Source organism: Mesorhizobium sp. M0437 (genome assembly GCF_040321335.1).
In the GTDB taxonomy this organism is placed as follows: Bacteria; Pseudomonadota; Alphaproteobacteria; order Rhizobiales; family Rhizobiaceae; genus Mesorhizobium.
Window position 1 is genome coordinate 109,776 of sequence record NZ_JAMYRK010000007.1, and the last position, 18,822, is coordinate 128,597.

At 63.0% G+C, this 18,822-nt stretch carries 17 protein-coding genes; 9 read left to right on the top strand and 8 right to left on the bottom strand.

Features of this window, described 5'->3' with window-relative positions; translation table 11 throughout:
• Positions 1–50 precede the first annotated feature (50 nt).
• Both NKI72_RS07215 and NKI72_RS07220 read right to left on the bottom strand, forming a co-directional pair.
• On the bottom strand, positions 51–605 hold the full coding sequence (locus tag NKI72_RS07215) for an HdeD family acid-resistance protein (protein WP_352474525.1): 555 nt from the start codon (positions 603–605) through the stop codon (positions 51–53).
• A gap of 340 nt (positions 606–945) precedes the next feature.
• Positions 946–1,506, bottom strand: coding sequence for a DUF2165 family protein (locus NKI72_RS07220; RefSeq protein WP_352831792.1), 561 nt, complete (start codon positions 1,504–1,506; stop codon positions 946–948).
• Positions 1,507–1,744: 238 nt separating this feature from the next.
• Between NKI72_RS07220 and NKI72_RS07225 the strand changes: the two genes are divergently transcribed.
• Together NKI72_RS07225 and NKI72_RS07230 are read left to right on the top strand one after the other, a co-directional pair.
• Complete coding sequence (locus NKI72_RS07225) at positions 1,745–2,650, top strand: alpha/beta hydrolase (protein WP_352831790.1); 906 nt, start codon at positions 1,745–1,747, stop codon at positions 2,648–2,650.
• Between the two features lie 198 nt (positions 2,651–2,848).
• Complete coding sequence (locus NKI72_RS07230) at positions 2,849–3,652, top strand: MipA/OmpV family protein (protein WP_352831789.1); 804 nt, start codon at positions 2,849–2,851, stop codon at positions 3,650–3,652.
• Between the two features lie 3 nt (positions 3,653–3,655).
• On the opposite strand, the gene NKI72_RS07235 is transcribed toward NKI72_RS07230, so the two are convergent.
• A complete protein-coding gene (locus NKI72_RS07235) occupies positions 3,656–4,090 on the bottom strand; it encodes an RES family NAD+ phosphorylase (RefSeq protein ID WP_352850004.1) in 435 nt (144 codons plus the stop codon).
• Between the two features lie 3 nt (positions 4,091–4,093).
• Complete coding sequence (locus NKI72_RS07240) at positions 4,094–4,495, bottom strand: Xre family toxin-antitoxin system antitoxin (protein WP_352831787.1); 402 nt, start codon at positions 4,493–4,495, stop codon at positions 4,094–4,096.
• 336 nt (positions 4,496–4,831) lie between these two features.
• Between NKI72_RS07240 and ileS the strand changes: the two genes are divergently transcribed.
• Positions 4,832–7,822 carry an isoleucine--tRNA ligase gene (gene ileS, locus NKI72_RS07245; protein WP_352831785.1) on the top strand — a complete coding sequence of 997 codons (2,991 nt, stop codon included), beginning with the start codon at positions 4,832–4,834 and terminating at the stop codon, positions 7,820–7,822.
• Positions 7,823–8,017: 195 nt separating this feature from the next.
• Positions 8,018–8,698, top strand: a complete 681-nt coding sequence (locus NKI72_RS07250) for a hypothetical protein (RefSeq protein ID WP_352458053.1) — start codon at positions 8,018–8,020, stop codon at positions 8,696–8,698.
• A gap of 72 nt (positions 8,699–8,770) precedes the next feature.
• On the opposite strand, the gene NKI72_RS07255 is transcribed toward NKI72_RS07250, so the two are convergent.
• Positions 8,771–9,223 (bottom strand): nucleoside deaminase, encoded by a 453-nt coding sequence (locus NKI72_RS07255; RefSeq protein ID WP_352831783.1) that lies wholly within the window; start codon positions 9,221–9,223, stop codon positions 8,771–8,773.
• Between the two features lie 76 nt (positions 9,224–9,299).
• Here NKI72_RS07255 and NKI72_RS07260 point away from each other — a divergent pair, with 76 nt between their 5' ends.
• The 5 genes from NKI72_RS07260 (at position 9,300) to NKI72_RS07280 (ending at position 15,607) form a co-directional block, all read left to right on the top strand.
• Positions 9,300–11,201, top strand: a complete 1,902-nt coding sequence (locus NKI72_RS07260) for a pseudouridine synthase (RefSeq protein ID WP_352831781.1) — start codon at positions 9,300–9,302, stop codon at positions 11,199–11,201.
• The gene (rsmD, locus tag NKI72_RS07265; protein WP_352475003.1) at positions 11,182–11,736 is read left to right on the top strand and encodes a 16S rRNA (guanine(966)-N(2))-methyltransferase RsmD; all 555 of its coding nucleotides are present in this window, start codon (positions 11,182–11,184) and stop codon (positions 11,734–11,736) included. The genes NKI72_RS07260 and rsmD overlap by 20 nt, the downstream gene beginning before the upstream one ends.
• 97 nt (positions 11,737–11,833) lie before the next feature.
• Positions 11,834–13,198, top strand: a complete 1,365-nt coding sequence (locus tag NKI72_RS07270; protein WP_352850005.1) for a M16 family metallopeptidase — start codon at positions 11,834–11,836, stop codon at positions 13,196–13,198.
• 190 nt (positions 13,199–13,388) lie between these two features.
• The gene (locus NKI72_RS07275) at positions 13,389–14,747 is read left to right on the top strand and encodes a M16 family metallopeptidase (protein WP_352831854.1); all 1,359 of its coding nucleotides are present in this window, start codon (positions 13,389–13,391) and stop codon (positions 14,745–14,747) included.
• On the top strand, positions 14,744–15,607 hold the full coding sequence (locus NKI72_RS07280) for a patatin-like phospholipase family protein (protein WP_352770851.1): 864 nt from the start codon (positions 14,744–14,746) through the stop codon (positions 15,605–15,607). The genes NKI72_RS07275 and NKI72_RS07280 overlap by 4 nt, the downstream gene beginning before the upstream one ends.
• Positions 15,608–15,775: 168 nt before the next feature.
• Here the strand turns inward: NKI72_RS07280 and NKI72_RS07285 are convergent, their stop codons facing one another.
• The 3 genes from NKI72_RS07285 to NKI72_RS07295 form a co-directional block, all read right to left on the bottom strand.
• Positions 15,776–16,312 carry a dihydrofolate reductase family protein gene (locus NKI72_RS07285; RefSeq protein ID WP_352831777.1) on the bottom strand — a complete coding sequence of 179 codons (537 nt, stop codon included), beginning with the start codon at positions 16,310–16,312 and terminating at the stop codon, positions 15,776–15,778.
• Positions 16,313–16,533: 221 nt separating this feature from the next.
• The gene (locus tag NKI72_RS07290; protein ID WP_352850016.1) at positions 16,534–18,264 is read right to left on the bottom strand and encodes an adenylate/guanylate cyclase domain-containing protein; all 1,731 of its coding nucleotides are present in this window, start codon (positions 18,262–18,264) and stop codon (positions 16,534–16,536) included.
• Positions 18,265–18,459: 195 nt separating this feature from the next.
• Complete coding sequence (locus NKI72_RS07295) at positions 18,460–18,672, bottom strand: dihydrofolate reductase family protein (RefSeq protein WP_352831775.1); 213 nt, start codon at positions 18,670–18,672, stop codon at positions 18,460–18,462.
• Positions 18,673–18,822 lie beyond the last annotated feature (150 nt).

The following is an 18,822-nucleotide window of genomic DNA, read 5'->3' on the forward strand; positions in this document are numbered from 1 at the left end:
AGCAAAAAATGGGAACCGGTTTTCCGATTAAGATCATGCTCAACCAGAATTTATCTCTTCAGCGCCAAGCCAAGGGCGATGAAGCTCCAGCCCTGGAAGATCAGGTCGACGGCCAGGAACAGGCCCAGCACCCACACGCTGTTGACCGGCCAGCCCATGGCGATGACCAGTCCCGCCAGCGCGCTGATGACGCCGGCCGCGACCACCCAGCCCCAGCCCGGCTGCGGCCGGTGGCTGTAGCCTACCCAGGCCCTGAGCACGCCTGAGGCAAGCAGCGCGACCGCCAGGAGGAAGGTCAGCACCGTCGAGGCGAGGACCGGATTGTCGAAGGCGAAGAAGCCGGCGACGGCGTAGAGGAGGCCGCTGAGCAGCCAATAGAAGAAGCGGCCCCATGTCTTCACGCCGAAGGCATGGATGATTTCGACAATGCCGGCCATCAGCATCAGCCAGCCCACGACAAAGACCGAGGCGACGGTTGCGATGAACAGATTGCCGAAGGCAATGCCGCCGAAGACAAGCAGCAGCACCCCGAGCGCGACGAACCATCCCCATTTCGCCCGCGTCTGGCTGATCGCATCTTTCAAGGCATCGCCGTGCAGTGTCATCGCCCTCTCCCTCAAGGCTACTTGGCCTTTTTGTCGGCTTTGAAGGTAACGCCGATAGGCCTTCTCGTAAAGCGAGCAGGCTGTGAGGGTCACACCCATGCTCGGGCGGTACGCCTGCGAGACGTCTGCTTTTGGCAAGAGCAGCCGCTGCGAGTTCATTTCCGTGAAACGTGGGCTTGCGCCCTCAGGCCAAACCGTGGTCACGCCGAGGTTTAGTTGGAGAATAGCTCCTGTCCGTAAAGCGGCCGCAACGTCGAGCTATGATACAGAGCCAAACCTCCAAACGCCGCGCAACGCCGGTCGCATCAGCATCCGCATGTCACAACCTTGCGTCGAGGTCTCAGTAATCGCCGCCCTCGCGATGCAGCGTCGCGAGGATTAGCCCGAGCGCGTTGGGCAAGAAGTAGATTGTTCCGCCGAGCTGGTTCGAGAGCGGCATGGTCTTGGCTTCCCATGACAGGAAATAGTCGCCGGCGATCACCGTGAAGCCGATGCCCCACACCAGGATTGCGCACAGGCAGCCCAACATCATCCATGCCTTGCCATGAGCGAAATCGGCGCTGCTGCCAACCACCTTGCGCAGCATAAGCACAACCCCGATCAGTCCGAATATCCCCGCCAGGATCTCGACGGCCATGATGCCGACGAGTGCCACAGGGGCAGCCCATGGCATGGTGATGGCACGCCATTGCTGCCATGGGTTGCCGTAGGTGTTGGTCATTTCGATCGTCGGCTTCACGGCATTCACCAGAGTGTCTTTGAAGTCGGTTGCATCGTTCAACAGACCGAGAAAACCCCACAGGGTGGGGAACAGCGCCATCACGATCAGCCCCAATCGTCCTACGCTGTGCGGATTGACAAGCCGCTCGGCAGTGGTTCCGGCATACGAATTGTCCGGCATCGGAATTCCCCCTCTTTTGAACCTTGCACCGTCGAGCAAATCGAAAATTGGCTGACACGGCAGCGCACCGCCAAATATGGCACGGACGTCGGGCGATTTCTCGCTGATGCTGATCGGGCTGATCGCAAGATGATCGTGGCGCTGGTTCGTCGCTGTATTTGCAAGCGGGCAATCGTTATCTTGTCGATGACGTTTGGCTGTTCGCCTTTCTCGGCGCTTGGCAAGACTGGGGGAGCAAATGGGCGATGTGGACGAACACCTCGATCTGACAGAGATCAACGCCGTCCGCAGGCTGTTGACGTCAAAACCACGAACGGTCCGCTGGGACGAACGCCGGGCGCGGCTCGACGAAGTCGGTTCGGTCTGGCCGGTCGCGGAGGACATCCGATGCGAGCGCGTGGTTTTCGATGGCCTTGAGGGAGAGTGGTCTCTGGCGCCTGGGAGTGACAGGGATAAGGTTCTGCTCTTTTTCCACGGTGGTGGCTACTGCTCCGGCTCCCTTAAAAGTCATCGTCGAATGGTTACCGAGGCAGGTCGGGCAATGGGAATGCGCACCCTTGCGATCGACTATCGCCGCGCACCGGAACATCCTTTCCCTGCGCAACATGAAGACGCACTCACCGCATGGCGCTTTCTGAGCCGGCAAGGCATCGCGTCGGATCGCATCGTGGTTGGCGGAGACAGTGCGGGCGGCAACCTCACTCTGTGCCTGGTCAGTATATTGCGCACGGCAGGCGAGCCGTTGCCGCGATGTCTTTGGCTGGTTTCGCCCTGGACGGACCTTTCGATGTCCGGCGCGACATTATCAACCAAGGACGCAATCGACCCTATCATCCACCGGGCGTATTTGGAGGAACTGGCAACGGCCTATGTTCCCAATGGCGTTGGTCGGCGCGATCCGCTGATCTCGCCTTTGTTCGCCGATCTGAGCGGATTTCCCCCAATGCTGATACAAGCCGGTTCGGCCGAGACGCTGTTGTCGGACGCAACTCGGCTCGCCGAAGCCGCTGGCGCGGCTGACGTTAAAGTAGGTCTCGAAATTTGGCCGCATATGATTCACGCTTGGCCGGTTTGGAATGCGGGGTTGAGTGCCGGTCGCCGCGCTCTTCACAGCGCAGGCATGTTTGTCCGCGAATGTTTGTAACCCCTGCCGAGGCAACTGCTATCGTATTCCAAACACTTGATCTGGAATCTTGGTGCGCCAAACAATCGACTGCAACGCGGAACAGGCCGGCCAACGCGGCCAATGTTGCGGATATTAAGTCAAATTTTACCGAACTGGCGCCATGGCTTCAGTCAAGGCTGGTTGTATCCGCCAATGCGTTCGACGTATGGAGTAACGATGCGGTCTGTCCCGACGATCTTGGCCGCATTCATGCTCGGCACCTGCGGCGTTGCCAAGGCCGGCGAGGGCACCTTCGGCTGGCTGTCCGGAGACTGGTACCTGACCGTCGGTGCCACCGGCATGGTTGCTCCGAATTTCGAGGGCGGCAAGAAGTACCTGCTCAGTGCCTCGCCGATCATCTCGCTCGGCAAGGCTGGTCCCGCGGCGCGCTTCACCTCGCGCAACGACAATATTTCATTGGCATTGATCGACGATGGCGGCGTCCGCGCCGGCCTGACGGGCAAGTTCCTGTTTTCCCGCGACGGTGGTGACGCCGACGAATTGAAGGGTCTCGACCCGGTGCGCTGGGGCGGCGAGGCTGGCGGCTTCTTCGAATTCTATCCTTTGAATTGGCTGCGTGCCCGCGCCGAATTGCGGCACGGCATTCGCGCCCATAACGGTTTTGTCGCCGACATCGCCGCCGACGCCTTTTACGATGTGACGCCCGACGTCAGGATTTCGGCCGGACCACGCGTTTCGTTCGCCTCATCGGACTATTTCGACGCCTATTACGGCGTTGATGCCGAGGAGTCCCTGGCCTCGGGGCTCAGCGAATATCATCCCGGTGGCGGGGTGAAGTCGGCGGGCCTGGGCGGCGCGGTGACCTGGAAGGTGACCGAGCCGATGACGGCCAGTCTGTTCGGCGAATATTCCCGCCTGATGGGCCCGGCCGCCGATTCCAGCCTGGTCAAGGAGCGCGGCTCTAGGGATCAGTTCATGATCGGCGTGTCGACGACCTATCGCTTCGATTTCTCGATGTGATGTCTACCCCAGCAATCGCGTATCGATGGGATGCGTTGTGACCTCAACGATGTGGATGCCGTCGCGCGTCAGCAAATCTGGGTTGAAGAGAAAGTTCCTTGTAAACGGGACGATCACACAAGGGACTTCCATAACCGCGTGCTTGGCTGTGGCGATAAAGTCCGTGCCGAGCCGCTGCGTCGTGGCCGTATCGTCCTTCCAGTCATCAGATAATTCCGGAGATGCAACGGTAACGCTGTCCGGCACTTCGATTTCCAGAAGCTGATAGGTCTGGGGCAGGTCTTCCGCGTCCACATGCACCAGAATTTCGAGAAGCGCTGTAGCTGGATGATCGGCGCAGTAGACGATCGGCGTCCCCATCACGTGCCAACGGCCGGCGCTGACCATGCCACCAGCGCCGGAGAGATCGGCGTAGCTGGAAATGCGCCACAACCGCATATGTTAGGCGAAAATGCCGTAATCGATGCGATGGAGCTCTTCTTCCACCAGGACGGCACCCGTCTCGGACTGCAAGAGGTTGATCGGTATCTCGTTGAGCACTCTGCTGCGCTTGCGTAACCAACGCTGCGCCTTTTCATGACTGCCGAAAACCCGGTCCGCCATCGCTGAAACCCGCTCAAGTCGCTGGACGCGGTCGGATTCGGCGATCGTCAGAGTCTCGTTTCGCTCTTTACGACGCGCCAAGGTCCGTCGCGGGCCAACGATCTTGTAGATTTCATCACTACTGAAGCCCCGTTGACGGAGCCCTTCGACCCTGGTGACATGAACAAGAAACCGTTCTGTCGCGGTATCGGGGATCGCGGTGTCGGCTTCTGGGCGAACCTTGATATGCAGACTAGACATGGGCTGGCTCCGCTGCCACTTGCCCCTAGACATAGGCGCAAGTGGCACATCGTGCAAGGAAAACCACGACAACAAACTAGCGACCATGATGCCCCCGACAGGAAACCGCCGAGAGTTCGGGCTTTTCAATATCGCCTGTGTCGGTTAAAAGCCCAGCCATGACGAGCTTTTCGCGCCTTCTCGCGACTGCGATACGAATTACAGGCCCGGTGTTCCGGGCGGCCTGACGGCCGCCGGAGCCGCCGGGAATCTTGCGCGCGGCCTCTCGCGCTTTTCCAGATCATGATAGTTCAACGCCCGGGCTCTTTTGCCGCCGGCAACGCATATGGCAGACGAATGACTGATACCGAGACCGCCGAGACGATCGATTATTCCAAAACGCTCTACCTGCCGCAGACGGATTTCCCGATGCGCGCCGGGTTGCCGGAAAAGGAACCGCTGCTGGTCAAGCGCTGGCAGGACATGGACCTTTACCGCAAGTTGCGCGAAGACGCAGTCGGTCGCGAAAAATACGTGCTGCACGACGGCCCGCCCTACGCCAATGGCAACATCCATATCGGCCACGCGCTGAACAAGATCCTCAAGGACGTCATCACCCGCTCGTTCCAGATGCGCGGCTATGACTCGAACTATGTACCCGGCTGGGATTGCCACGGCCTGCCGATCGAATGGAAGATCGAGGAGCAGTACCGCGCCAAGGGCAAGAACAAGGACGAGGTGCCGGTCAACGAGTTCCGGCAGGAATGCCGTGAGTTTGCGGCGCACTGGATCAAGGTGCAGGGTTCCGAATTCCAGCGGCTCGGCGTCGTCGGCGACTTCGACAATCCCTATACGACGATGGCTTTCCACGCCGAGGCGCGGATCGCCGGCGAACTGCTGAAATTCGCCATGTCCGGCCAGCTCTATCGCGGCTCCAAGCCGGTGATGTGGAGTGTGGTCGAGCGCACCGCGCTGGCCGAGGCGGAGGTCGAATACCAGGACTATGAGTCGGACACGATCTGGGCGAAGTTTCCGGTCGTCACCCTCGCTCGCCAGGTCATCAACATCGAGGATGGGCAGCCAGCCCTGGACCCCAAGCTGACGCAGACGTCGCTAGATCTGCTTGATGCCAACGTCGTCATCTGGACGACGACGCCGTGGACGATCCCCGGCAACCGCGCCGTCAACTACTCGCCGCGCATCAACTATGGTCTCTACGAGGTTACGGCGGCCGAGAACGCCTTTGGTCCTCAGCCCGGCGAAAAGCTGATCTTTGCCGAGAAGCTTGCGGACGACGCTGCCGCGAAGGCCAAGGTCACTCTGAATCGGCTTCGCAGCGTTGGCGCCGAAGAGCTTGAAAACCTTACGCTTGCCCATCCCCTCAAAGCTCTGGGTGGCGGTTACGATTTTCCCGTGCCGATGCTCGCCGGCGATCACGTCACCGACGATGCCGGCACCGGTTTCGTCCACACCGCGCCGGGACATGGCCGCGAAGACTTCGACGCCTGGATGGATGCTGCCTCTGATCTTCGCCAGTGTGGCATCGACACCGCGATCCCCTTCACCGTCGACGATGCCGGCTTCTTCACAAAGGACGCGCCGGGCTTTGGCCCGGACCGCGAGGGTGGAGCGGCGCGCGTCATCGACGACAATGGCAAGAAGGGCAACGCCAACCAGGCTGTCATCGACGAGCTGATCAAGCGCAACGCGCTGTTCGCGCGCGGCCGCCTGAAGCACTCCTATCCGCATTCCTGGCGCTCGAAGAAGCCGATCATCTTCCGCAACACGCCGCAATGGTTCGTCTATATGGACAAGGAACTTGGCGACGGCACGACGCTGCGCAGCCGCGCCCTGAAAGCCATCGACGATACCCGCTTCGTGCCCGCCGCCGGCCAGAACCGCATCCGCGCCATGATCGAGGAGCGCCCCGACTGGGTGCTGTCGCGCCAGCGCGCCTGGGGTGTGCCGATCGCCGTCTTTGCCGATGCCGACGGCAATGTGCTGCGCGACGAGGCAGTCAACCGGCGCATCATGGACGCCTTCGAGAAAGAAGGCGCCGACGCCTGGTTCGCCGCCGGCGCCAAGGAGCGGTTCCTCGGCAATCACGATGCCTCGAAATGGCAGCAGGTCATGGACATCCTCGATGTCTGGTTCGATTCAGGCTCGACGCATGCCTTCACGCTTGAGGACCGGCCCGACCTGAAATGGCCGGCCGACGTCTATCTCGAAGGCTCCGATCAGCATCGCGGCTGGTTCCACTCCTCGCTGCTCGAAAGCTGCGGCACCAGGGGCAGGGCGCCCTACGACACCGTCGTCACCCATGGCTTCACCATGGATGAGGAGGGGCGGAAAATGTCGAAGTCGCTCGGCAACACCGTCGTGCCGCAGGACGTCATCAGGCAGTCCGGCGCCGACATCTTGCGGCTGTGGGTGGTGACGACCGATTATTGGGAAGACCAGCGGCTCGGCAAGAACGTGCTGCAGACCAATATCGACGCCTACCGCAAGCTGCGCAACACCATCCGCTGGATGCTGGGCACGCTCGCCCACGACGATGGCGAGGAGGTGCCGCTGGATAAGATGCCTGAACTGGAGCGGCTGATGCTGCACCGGCTCGCTGAACTCGATGAGGTCGTACGCTCGGGCTACGACGCGTTCGAATTCAAGCGCATCACCCGCGCGCTGCTCGACTTCATGGTGGTAGAGCTGTCGGCCTTCTATTTCGACATCCGCAAGGATGCGCTTTACTGCGAAGCGCCTTCCAGCGTGAAGCGCAAGGCTTCCGTGCAGGTGGTACGCCATCTCTTCGACTGCCTGGTGAAATGGCTGGCGCCGATGCTGCCCTTCACCATGGAAGAGGCTTGGCTCGACCGTCATCCGGATGCGGTCTCCCTGCATCTCGACCAGTTCCCGGAAATCCCGGCGGACTGGAGGAACGAGGCGCTGGCGGAGAAGTGGCGTAAGGTGCGGCAGGTCCGCCGTGTCGTCACCGGCGCGCTGGAAATCGCCCGTGCGCAGAAGGTCATCGGCTCTTCGCTGGAAGCGGTGCCGGTCGTCACCCTCGACGATGCCGTGCTCGAAGCGGCGATCGCCGATGTCGACATGGCCGAGATGGCGATCACCAGCGATCTGGTTATCATGCACGGCAAAGCGCCGGCGGGCAGCTTTACCCTCGACGACGTCAAGGGCGTCGCCGTGGTCATCGAGAAGGCGGAGGACCGTGGCCTGGTGAAGTGCGCGCGCTCCTGGCGCTACACCGCCGATGTCGGCTCAGATCCGGAATTCCCGGATGTTTCGGCCCGTGACGCCGCTGTTCTGCATGAGCTGAAGGCTTTGAGCCGTCTTTAAGGCGGTGCACAAATGCCACGGCGGGCGGCCGATCGGCCCCCGCGCGTTGCCCTTAACGAGTGGTTGAGGTAAACACGCGAAACTCCGGACGACAAATTGTCGCCGGAATTCCGTCGGAAGAGCATAGGCGATGGGGACCGGACCTTTCTTTGGCCGGCGGCAATCGAGAGGCTGTCTACAGTGGGACTTTTTGGCATGACCGAGAGAACTTACGCGCGCGTTGCGCTGCTGGCGCCGCTTGTCGTATCGGGCCTCGCTTTGTCCGGCTGCATGGGCTCGCCCACTTACGGGACCGACAAGACCGCGGGCGCGCAGCTTGCCGGCGACCTCACCGGGGCTTTTTCCTTCGCACCCAAGCGCAAGGATAGTATCGACTACAAGCCGCGCCCCACGCTGGTGAAGCCAGGGCCGGGGCAGAAGGAAGTCTTGCCGCCGCCGCAGGAAAGCATCGAGACGGCGAGTGCCGAATGGCCCGAATCGCCGGAGCAGCGCCGTGCCCGCCTGCGCGCCGATGCCACCCTGCATCAGGACGACCCGGCCTACCAGGCGCAGGTCATCGATGACGTGCAGACGGATCCGGCGTCGGTCAAGGCCGCGCTGAAGCAGTCGGGCTCGAGCCACCCGCCAGCCTGGACTCCGGCCGATTCGGACAAGAGCCGCGCCGCGGAAATCATGCGCCGCCGGGCTGAAGGCAAACAGGGCGACCCGACCACCCGCAGATATCTGAGCGAGCCGCCGGTGCAATACCGCGCTGCCGCCGCCACCGCGCCGCAGGGTGACCTCGGCGAGGACGAGTACAAGAAGGAACGCCGCCTCAAGAGGGAGGCGGCCGCCAAGAGCAAGAGCGGCGGCATGTTCGACTGGCTGCCCTGGTAGACTGACGGCCCCAGAGACTTTCTGGCGTGGATTGCCTGGCTGGATTTGGATCTTCGGCCCCGACCAGAAAAATCACGGTCCGCGTCTCTCGCGAAAAAAGTCTTTCAGCAGTGCTGCTGCGTCATTCTCGGCCATGCCCGGATAGATGTCGGGTACATGGTGGCAGGTCGGTGACGTGAAGAAGCGAACGCCGTTGACCACTGCGCCGCCCTTCTCGTCGGCAGCACCGAAATAGAGCCGGCGCAGCCTGGCGAAGGAGATGGCGCCGGCGCACATGGCGCACGGCTCCAGCGTCACATAGAGATCGTGGCCGCTGAGCCGCTCGCTGGAAAGCTTGCGGCAGGCCTCGCGGATCGCCAGCATCTCGGCATGGGCGGTGGGATCGACGAACTCGCGGGTGCGGTTGCCGGCACTCGCAACGACCGTATCGCCGCCGACGACGACCGCGCCAACCGGCACCTCGCCACGCAGGGCGGCGGCTTCGGCTTCTTTAAGCGCCAGCGCCATGAAATCCCGCCGCTTCACGCGGTTTCCATTCCGATTATCTCCTCGCCACTAGAGCGCGATCCTGTTACTACCCGCGCAAACGAGCAAAGGCCACATGGACGACAAAAACAAGAAATTCCCGCGCAAGGCCGGCCCGAAGCCGGCGGGGCCGCGTGGTCGCGATGGCGCTCCCGGCAAGGGCGGCAAGCTGCCCTTCGGCGCCAAAAAACCTTACGCTCCGCGCGGCGACCGGCCGGCGGCGGCCGAAGGCGAACGGCCGAAGCGCGACTTCAAAGGCGGCGACAGGCCGTTCAGCAAAGGGCCGCGTCCAGAAGGCAAGCCTTATGAACAGCGCGAGGGTCCACGCAAGCCTTATGCGCCGCGCGGCGACCGGCCGGCAGCTGCCGAAGGCGAGCGGCCGAAGCGCGACTTCAAAGGCGGCGACAGGCCGTTCAGCAAAGGGCCGCGTCCGGAGGGCACGCCTTATGAAAAGCGCGAAGGTCCGCGCAAGCCTTACGCACCGCGCGGCGACCGGCCAGCAGCTGCCGAAAGCGAGCGCGGCGAGAGGCGTTTCGACCGTCCCAAGCGTGATTTTGGCGATCGACCGCAAGGGGCACAAAGGGCACAGGCGGCATCGGAAGGCGGCTTCAAGCCGCGCCCGCGTCGCGTCGAGGCAACGGAAGAAGCCGGCGAACGCATTGCCAAGCGGCTGGCGCGTGCCGGCCTGGCCTCGCGCCGCGACGCCGAGGAACTGATTGCGGCCGGCCGCGTCAAGGTCAATGGCAAGGTGTTGTCCTCGCCGGCCTTCAACGTCATGCCCGGCGACATCATCCATCTCGACGGCATGGAGATCCCGCCGATCGAGCGCACCAGGCTGTTCCTGTTCCACAAGCCGGCCGGCGTGGTCACGACAAACCGCGATCCCGAAGGCCGCAAGACCGTCTTCGATGTGCTGCCGCCCGGGCTGCCGCGGCTGATGACCATCGGCCGGCTCGACATCAACACCGAAGGCCTGCTGCTGCTCACCAATGATGGCGGCCTGTCGCGCGTGCTCGAACTGCCGGCGACCGGCTGGTTGCGACGCTACCGCGTGCGCGTTCACGGCAAGGTCGAGGAAAGCGCGCTTGCAGGGCTGCGCGAAGGCATTGCCGTCGACGGTGTCTTTTATGGCGCCATCGAGGCGACGCTCGACCGCGAGCAGGGTTCGAACGCCTGGCTGACACTCGGCCTGCGCGAAGGCAAGAACCGCGAGGTCAGGAACATCCTGGGCGCGCTCGGTCTCGACGTGACGCGGCTGATCCGCATTTCCTACGGGCCGTTCCAGCTCGACGATTTGCCGGAAGGCCATGTGCTGGAGATCAAGGGCCGCGTGCTGCGCGACCAGCTCGGCGAGCGCCTGGTCGAAGAGTCCGGCGCCAATTTCGATGCCGATATCGCCAAGCCGTTTTCCAACAAGCCGGTCAGGCGTGAGCGCGAAGAGGAGCCCGAGCGGCCGAAATTCACCCGCGACGGCGAACGCCGGCCGATCGGCGAGGGCGGCCTGATCAAGAACCGCAAGCGGCGCGAGGGCAGCCGCGACGAAGCGCTCGGCAAGCTGTCGACAAGCCCTGACAGGAGCTTTGGGCCAAAAAAGAGCTTTGGCGAGCGTGGCCCCAGACCTGAACGCAGCGACTTCGGGGACAAACCCCGCGGCGACAAGCCTCGTGGCGGCTTCGGTGGGAAAAAATCCGAACGCGAGCAGCGGCCGATCGAGCCGCCGGGCCAGCGCAAGGCCAATGTCTGGATGGCGCCGGGCGCACGGCCGATCGGCAAGGGCAGGGCGGAGGCAGACGCCGCCAAGGCGGCGGAAAACAAGGCGCGCAAGGCATCGTTCAAGCCGTCTTACGGCAAGCCCGGCGGCAAGCCGCAAGGCGGCGGTGCAAAGCCGTTCGGCAAACCGCGCGGCGAGCGCCCGGATGGCGGTGGCGACCGGCCGCGCGGCGGCCCGAAGGGAAGCAATGCGGATCGTCGGCGGTGAGTTTCGCGGGCGTCCGCTGGCGACGCCCCGCACCTTTGCCATCCGCCCGACCACCGACCGCACGCGTGAGGCGGTCTTCAACGTGCTGGCGCATCGCTTTCCTGAAAAACTGGACGGCGCGCGCGTGCTCGACCTGTTCGCCGGCACCGGCGCGCTCGGCCTCGAAGCGCTTTCGCGCGGCGCCTCCTACGCTGTCTTCATCGAAGAATCCGCCGAAGGGCGCGGCCTGATCCGCACCAATGTCGAGGCCTTCGGCCTCACCGGCCGCACCAAGATATTCCGCCGCGACGCGACGGGCTTGGGCGAGGCAGGCACCATCGCCGCATTCGGCCTTGTCTTCGCCGATCCGCCCTATGGCAAAGGCCTTGGCGAACGTGCGTTGCGCTCGGCCAAGGCCGGTGGTTGGCTCGCCCCTGGCGCGCTCTGCGTCGTCGAGGAAGCGGCGGCGGCGCCGTTCGAGGCAGGGCCGGGCTTTTCGGTTGTCGACGAGCGCAACTATGGCGAGACGGTCATCCGGTTCATCGAGGCCGCCTGAGTTCGGCTTCCACGGTGGCGCCTTCAAAATGACGAACAATTCGCTTTGCCTCGACCAGCAACCCCGCCTATCGTCCCACCACAAACCGGAGCCATCTATGACATTTCAGGCTGAATGGCTGCGCGGAACGCTCTTGGGACTGGCTCTGGTGATGGCCGCGCCGGCTCTGGCGGATAACAATCCTGACGATGGCGTGGTGACCGATTTCCTGCTCGACAACGGCATGGAGGTCGTCGTCGTCCCCGATCACCGCGCCCCCATCGTCACCCATATGGTCTGGTACAAGATCGGCAGCGCCGACGAGCCGCCGGGCAAGTCCGGCATTGCCCATTTCTTCGAGCATCTGATGTTCAAGGCGACCAGCACCCATGCGGCGGGCGAGCTCGACCGTGCCGTCGCCGCCATCGGCGGCTCGGACAACGCCTTCACCTCATACGACTACACCGCCTTTCACGAGACGGTGGTGCCGCAGGCGCTCGGTGAGATGATGGGCTTCGAGGCCGACCGCATGCGCAATCTCATCCTCAACGACGACGTCATCAAGACCGAGCGCGACGTCATCCTCGAGGAGCGCCGCTCCCGCATCGATAGCAATCCGCAGGCGGTGCTCGACGAGGAGATCGACGCCACGCTGTGGCAGAACCAGCCCTACCGCATTCCGGTCATCGGCTGGATGCAGGAGATGGAGAAGCTGAACCGCACCGACGCGATGGCTTTCTACAACAAATATTATACACCCAATAACGCCGTGCTGGTGGTGGCCGGCGATGTCGAGCCGGAAACGGTTAAGGCGCTGGCCGAAAAGACCTTTGGCAAGATCGCGCGCGGCCCGGATCTGCCACCGCGCATCCGCCCGGTCGAGCCGGAGCAGAACACCAGGCGCACGGTGACGCTGACCGACGGGCGTGTCAGCGTGCCGAGCTTCACCACGCAATGGGTGGTCGCGTCCTATCACACGGCAAAGCCCGGCGAAGCCGAAGCGCTCGACGTGCTGTCCGAAATCCTCGGCGGCGGCAACCGCAGCCGGCTCTACCAGGAGCTTGTCGTCAGGCAAGGCATCGCCGCCGAGGCCGGCGCCTTCTTCCAGGGCACCATGCTCGACGACACCAATTTCACCGTCTACGGCGCGCCGCGCGGCGATGCCAAGCTTGCCGACATCGAGGCCGCGGTCGACGCCGAGATCGCCCGCATCGCGAAAGACGGCGTCACCAGCGACGAGCTGGAAAAATCCAAGGACCGTTTCGTACGTTCGATGATCTTTGCCCGCGACAAGCAGGAGGACATGGCCAACATCTACGGCTCGACGCTCGCCACAGGCGGTAACGTCCAGGACGTCCAGCAATGGCCGGACCGCATCCGCAAGGTCACCGCCGACCAGGTCAAGGAAGTCGCTGCCCGCTATCTCAATCTCGACCACGCAACGACCGGCTATCTTCTGCCGCAAACCCAGGCTGGGAATTGATTTGATGATGAGTTTGAGCGTCGGCGCCGCCCCTCACCTGCCTGCCGGCATCCTCTCCCCGTATACGGACGGGGAGAGGGGCGCCGTCATCGACGGTTTCGCTAATCTTCAGCGTTTGCAGAGCGAGCGCCGGGACAGCGGCCAGCCCCTTCTCCCCGTCACTATACGGGGAGAAGTGCCCGGCAGGGCGATGAGGGGCGGCGCCGACCTTGGCAATTGGCGCGCCGGCCCTCTTCTGGCCACCCTCATTCTCTCCCTCGTCTTTCTCCTCCTGCCGGCGCTTTCCGCTCGCGCCGCCATGAACATCCAGGAGGTGACCTCGTCGAAGGGCATCACCGCCTGGCTGGTGGAGGATTATTCGGTGCCGATCGTCGCTATCCGCTTCGTTTTCGATGGCGGCGCGACGCAGGACCCGCCCGGCAAGGAAGGGCTTGCCAATCTGATGAGCGGCCTGTTCGACGAAGGTGCCGGCAACCTCGACAGCGAGGCCTTCCAGATCAAGCTCGACGACGTCGGTGCAGAGATGAGCTTCGAGGCGCAACGCGACGGCATCTACGGCTCGATGCGCATGCTGGCCGAGCAGCGCGACGGCGCCTTCGACCTGTTGCGCGTGGCGGTCAACCAGCCGCGCTTCGACCAGGTGCCGATCGACCGCATCCGCGCGCAGATCCTGTCCGGCATCATCGCCAACGAGCGTGATCCCGACACGCTCGCCCAACGTAAATGGCTGGAAGCGATCTACGGCAGGCATCCCTATGCGCGGCCCGACCAGGGCACCAGGCAAAGCATCGCGACGATCACGCCGGCCGATCTCGCCGCCTTCCACAAGGCGAATTTCGCCCGCGACGGCCTGCATGTCGCGGTGGTCGGCGCCATCGACGCCGAGACGCTGAAGCAGAAGCTCGACCTGGTGTTCGGCAGCCTGCCGGAAAAGCAGGCGCTGACGCCCGTTCCCGACATCGAGCTGAAGCTCGGCCAGCAGCTCGAGGTCGTTTACGACCAGCCGCAGGCCTCGCTGCAACTCGCCTATCCCGGCGTGAAGCGGAATGCGCCGCATTTTTTCGCCGCGGTGCTGATGAACGAGATCCTCGGCGGCGGCACCTTCACCTCGCGGCTGTTCGACGAGGTGCGCGAGAAGCGCGGTCTGGCCTACAGCGTCAGCTCCGACCTCGTCGACCACCAGCATTCCGAGGCGCTGTCCATCACCACCTCGACCCGCGCCGACAGGGCGGCCGAGACGCTGGCCGTGGTGCGCGACGTGGTCAAGCGCATGGCCGAGGAGGGGCCGACCGAAGCCGAGCTGGCGGCGACCAAGAAATACATGATCGGCGCTTATGCCATAAACAATCTGAATTCCTCCGGCGCGATCGCCTCAACGCTGGTCGAGATCCAGCTCGGCAAGCTCGGCATCGACTACATGCAGCGCCGCGCCGCCCTGATAAACGCGGTGACGCTGGACCAGGTGAAAGCGGTGGCGAAAAAGCTGCTCTCCGCCGAGCCGGCCGTCATGGTGGTCGGGCCGAAGCTCGGCGCGGCCAACAAGGGATGAGCCCTAGCTTCGGCATCGCCTTTGGCGGCGGCGGCGCGCGTGGGCTGGCGCATATCCATGTCATCGAGGCTCTGGACGAGCTGGGCATAAGGCCGGCAGCAATAGCCGGCTCGTCGATCGGCGCCATCATGGGCGCCGGCATGGCCTCGGGCATGACCGGCAAGGACATCCACGACTATACGCGCTCGATCCTCGGCCGCCGCGCCGAAGTGGCGACGCGCATGTGGCGGGCGCGGCCCGGCACTTTTGCCGAGGCGATGCAGGCCGGCCTACGGGTCAGCCAGTTCAATGTCGAGCGCATCCTCAAGGCGTTCCTGCCCGACGCCATTCCCGAGACCTTCGCCGAATTGAAGATACCGCTGAAGGTGACGGCAACGGACTTTTATGGCCACAAGCTCGCCGTGTTCGACGAAGGCGAGCTGCATTCGGCGCTGGCCGCCTCGGCGGCGATCCCGGCGGTGTTCCGCCCGGTGATGCGCGACGGCAGGCTGCTGATCGACGGCGGCATCTACAATCCCGTGCCGTTCGACCTGATCGAGCTCGACGCCGACATCATCATCGCCGTCGACGTGGTCGGCGCGCCGACCGAGGCCGGCCGCAAATTCCCGACCTCCGTCGACCTGATGTTCGGCGCCACGCAGCTGATGATGCAGTCGATCATCGCCAGCAAGCTGAACCAGAGCCGGCCCGACATTCTGATCCGGCCGGCCGTTTCGAAATACCGGGTGCTCGATTTCATGAAGGTCGAGGCGCTGATGGCAGAGACGGTGGCGATCAAGGACGAGCTGAAGCGCGAGATCGAGAAGGCGCTGAAGGCGCGGGAAGACGCTGCGGTCGAGGGCAGGCAGCGGACGGTGTAGGGGCGCTGCCAATCTCCCCCCTTGAGGGGGAGCGCCGAAGGCGACAGAGGGGGTCGTCTCGCGTAATGCGCCAACCACCCCACTGCCGCAAGAGAGGAGCCGAGCCCGGTCGAACCGCCCCCCTCTGCCCTGCCGGGCATCTCCCCCTCGAGGGGGGAGATTGGCTCATCACGCCATCCCAGCCGCATACTCCAGCGCCACCACGCCGTTGCTGAATTGCCTGGCCGAGATCAGCTCGAGCGGCAATTGCGCGCCGGGCGGGAACAGCAGCTTGCCCTGGCCGACGGCACCGGGGTAGCTGAGCAGGCGGATGCGGTCGGCCAGGCCGTGGCGCAGCAATTCCTGCGCGACGCTGAGGCTGCCATGCACATAGATGTTGCCGCCGCTGCCTTGCTTCAGCCCTCTGACCGCTTCCGGCAACGCGCCCTGCAGCAGCTCCGCCGGCTGCCAGTCGAGCGCCTGCAAGCTGGTCGAGGCGATATATTTCGGCAGCGCGTTGAAGCGGTCGGCGAAGTCTCCGGTCTCCTTGGGCCACGAGCCGGCAAAGATCTCATAGGTCGTGCGCCCCAACAGCATGGCGCCGCTATCGGCAAGCTCGTCGTCCTTGAACTTCTGCATCTCATCGTTCCAGGCCACGCTCGGCAGCTTCTCGACCTCGGCAATGCCATCGACGCTGATGAATTCGGTGATGATGAGTTTTCTCATGGCGGGTTCCTTTCTGGCAGGGCGGGCCTTACGCGACATGCGCCGTCAACTAGCGCAGCGCTTTTTCAGGGGGAGGGTTTTCCCTGTTCGCTTCCAAAGACCGATAGCGTGGGAAAAGCTTCTCCGACCGGCCCGTCGTTCGGTCATGCCACAAGGTCCGCATCGGGGGCCGGTCTTTTTTACCTGTCCGCGATTGGATCTGGGTCGTAGCTACCGGCTGCCTACAGGTGGGCAATACCGGCTTTCAGCAGTCCTTCGCGGACGTGCTGCACATCAGACTCCTGGGCAAAGTGCAGGGTGGCAATAAATGAATCGAGGTCGAATTGGGGATCGAGCGTTCTGATCTTGCCTAGATGCGCCGCGGCCGCGATTTCGTCGCCGAGCCAGCCGTAGCAGGCAGCGGCGAAAGCGTGCTGAGCCGAGTCCATGGTTGACAGATGCATGAAAGCTTCGATCGCCTCGCCATACTGGCGCGCGGCGAAATGCGCCTTTCCCAGATGGCTCCAGAACCTCTCCGGGTGGTGCGGGTTCAACTGCATTGCCTTGCGGATCCATTCAATTCCCTCTTCCGGCCTCCCGAGCCACGTCAATAACTCGCCTTGCTGCACCACCACGAGGTCGTAATTGGGATTGAGGGCCAGCGCCCGCTCTTGATGGTAGCGCGCAGTGGTCAGCTCATTGTTGTTCACGTTCACTGCCGCGAGGATGCGGTGGACATCGGCATCGTTGTTGTCCAGCGCCAGCGCCCTGTCCAGCGCCGTCATAATGTTGTTCCAGATGGCATCCCTGTCTTCGCACCAGTTATGGACCCAGGCTTGGCCAAGAATGCAGGCCCGCCAGGCATGGGCATGGGCATAATCGGGGTCGAGCGTGACGGCCCTTTCTATCAAGGTTTGCGCGCGTTCATTATCCGCAATCGTGCTTCGGTGGTGCAGCACCTTGGCAGCAAGCACACATTCATACGCGGCCATGTTTGCAGGTTTCGCCCGCGCGAGCTGGTCCCGCTGAGCCGCCTCGACACGACCGGGCAGCGTGGCTGCGATCGCCGCGGTCACCTCATCCTGAATCGCGAATATGTCGTCCAGCTTCCGGTCATATTTGTCTGCCCAAATATGAGCGTCGTTCGCCGTGTCGATGAGCTGAACCGTCACGCGCACCCTGTCGCCGATCTTGCGGACGCTTCCCTCCACCAGGTATTGGACGGTGAGGTTCTCGGCCACCTCGCGCACGTTCACGGCGCGGTTCTTGTAGACGAAGCTGGAATTGCGCGAGATGACGAACAGCTCATGGTGGCGGGACAGTTCGGTGATGATGTCCTCGGTCAGTCCGTCCGCGAAAAATTCCTGCTCGGGGTCGCCGCTCATGTTGGTGAATGGCAGCACCACTATCGAAGGTTTCGAGATGGATCGCTTTGCCTCGACTTCTGGCAGGGCAGGACTGTCAAACCCAACGCGATAGAGGCGAACCGGGCGGCTGATGTTCTTTAACGTCTTCTCGCCCAGGTCCTCCATGGCAATTTCGAGACGGTCGGCAATTTGGGTCGCCACCGCTGCGGTCACGCAGATACCGCCGACGTCGGCGAGTTGCTCGATGCGCGAGGCAATATTGACGCCGTCGCCGAAAATATCCTCATCGTCGAAAATGATGTCGCCGAGATTTATGCCGATCCTGAATTCGATGCGCCGTTCTTGCGGCACATCCGAATTGCGCCGTTTCATACGCTGTTGGATTTCCACGGCGCATTTCACGGCATCGGTCACGCTCTGGAACTCAACGAGCATGCCGTCTCCGGTGGTCTTGATGATCCGGCCCTTGTTCTTCGCGATGGCGGGATCGACCAGTTCTATGCGATGGGTCCGAAGGCGTGCGAGCGTGCCGGATTCGTCGGCCTCCATTAGCCGACTGTAGCCCGCCATATCGGCAGCCAGAATTGCGGCTAGTCTCTGTTCCATCGCTGAACCAAAAACCAACCTTATCCTTCCTGGGCTGCCAAATCCAGCAATTTGGGCTTGTGGCTGGATCAAGACGTCTTCCACCGCCGCAGCAAGAAAGGGCGGATCAGAACCTTCCGCCAGGTGGCTGCGAACTCGATCGCATCGATGGCGGGAGGGATCCGCGCGGCGTCAAGCTCGTCGGGGCGATATATTTCAGCAGCGCGTTGAAGCAGTCGGCGAAGTCTCCGGTCTCCTTGGGCCGGCAAAGATCTGATAGGTCATGCGCCCCAAAAGCATGGCGGCGCTGTCGGCAAGCTCGTCGTCCTTGAACTTTTGCATTTCATCGTTCCAGGTCACGCTCGCCAGCTTCTCGACCTCGGCGATCCCATCGACGCTGATGAATTCGGTGACGATCAGTTTTCTCATGGCGGGTTCCTTCTGTCAGAGGACGGATGGCGAAGGCTTTGTGCGACATGCGCTGTGAAAAATGGCGGTGCTCTGTCGTTTTTAGTCGATGTCAGCAACAAGCGGCGATCTGCGTCGACCTGATGCAATGTGGTCGATCGTCGCCAATAG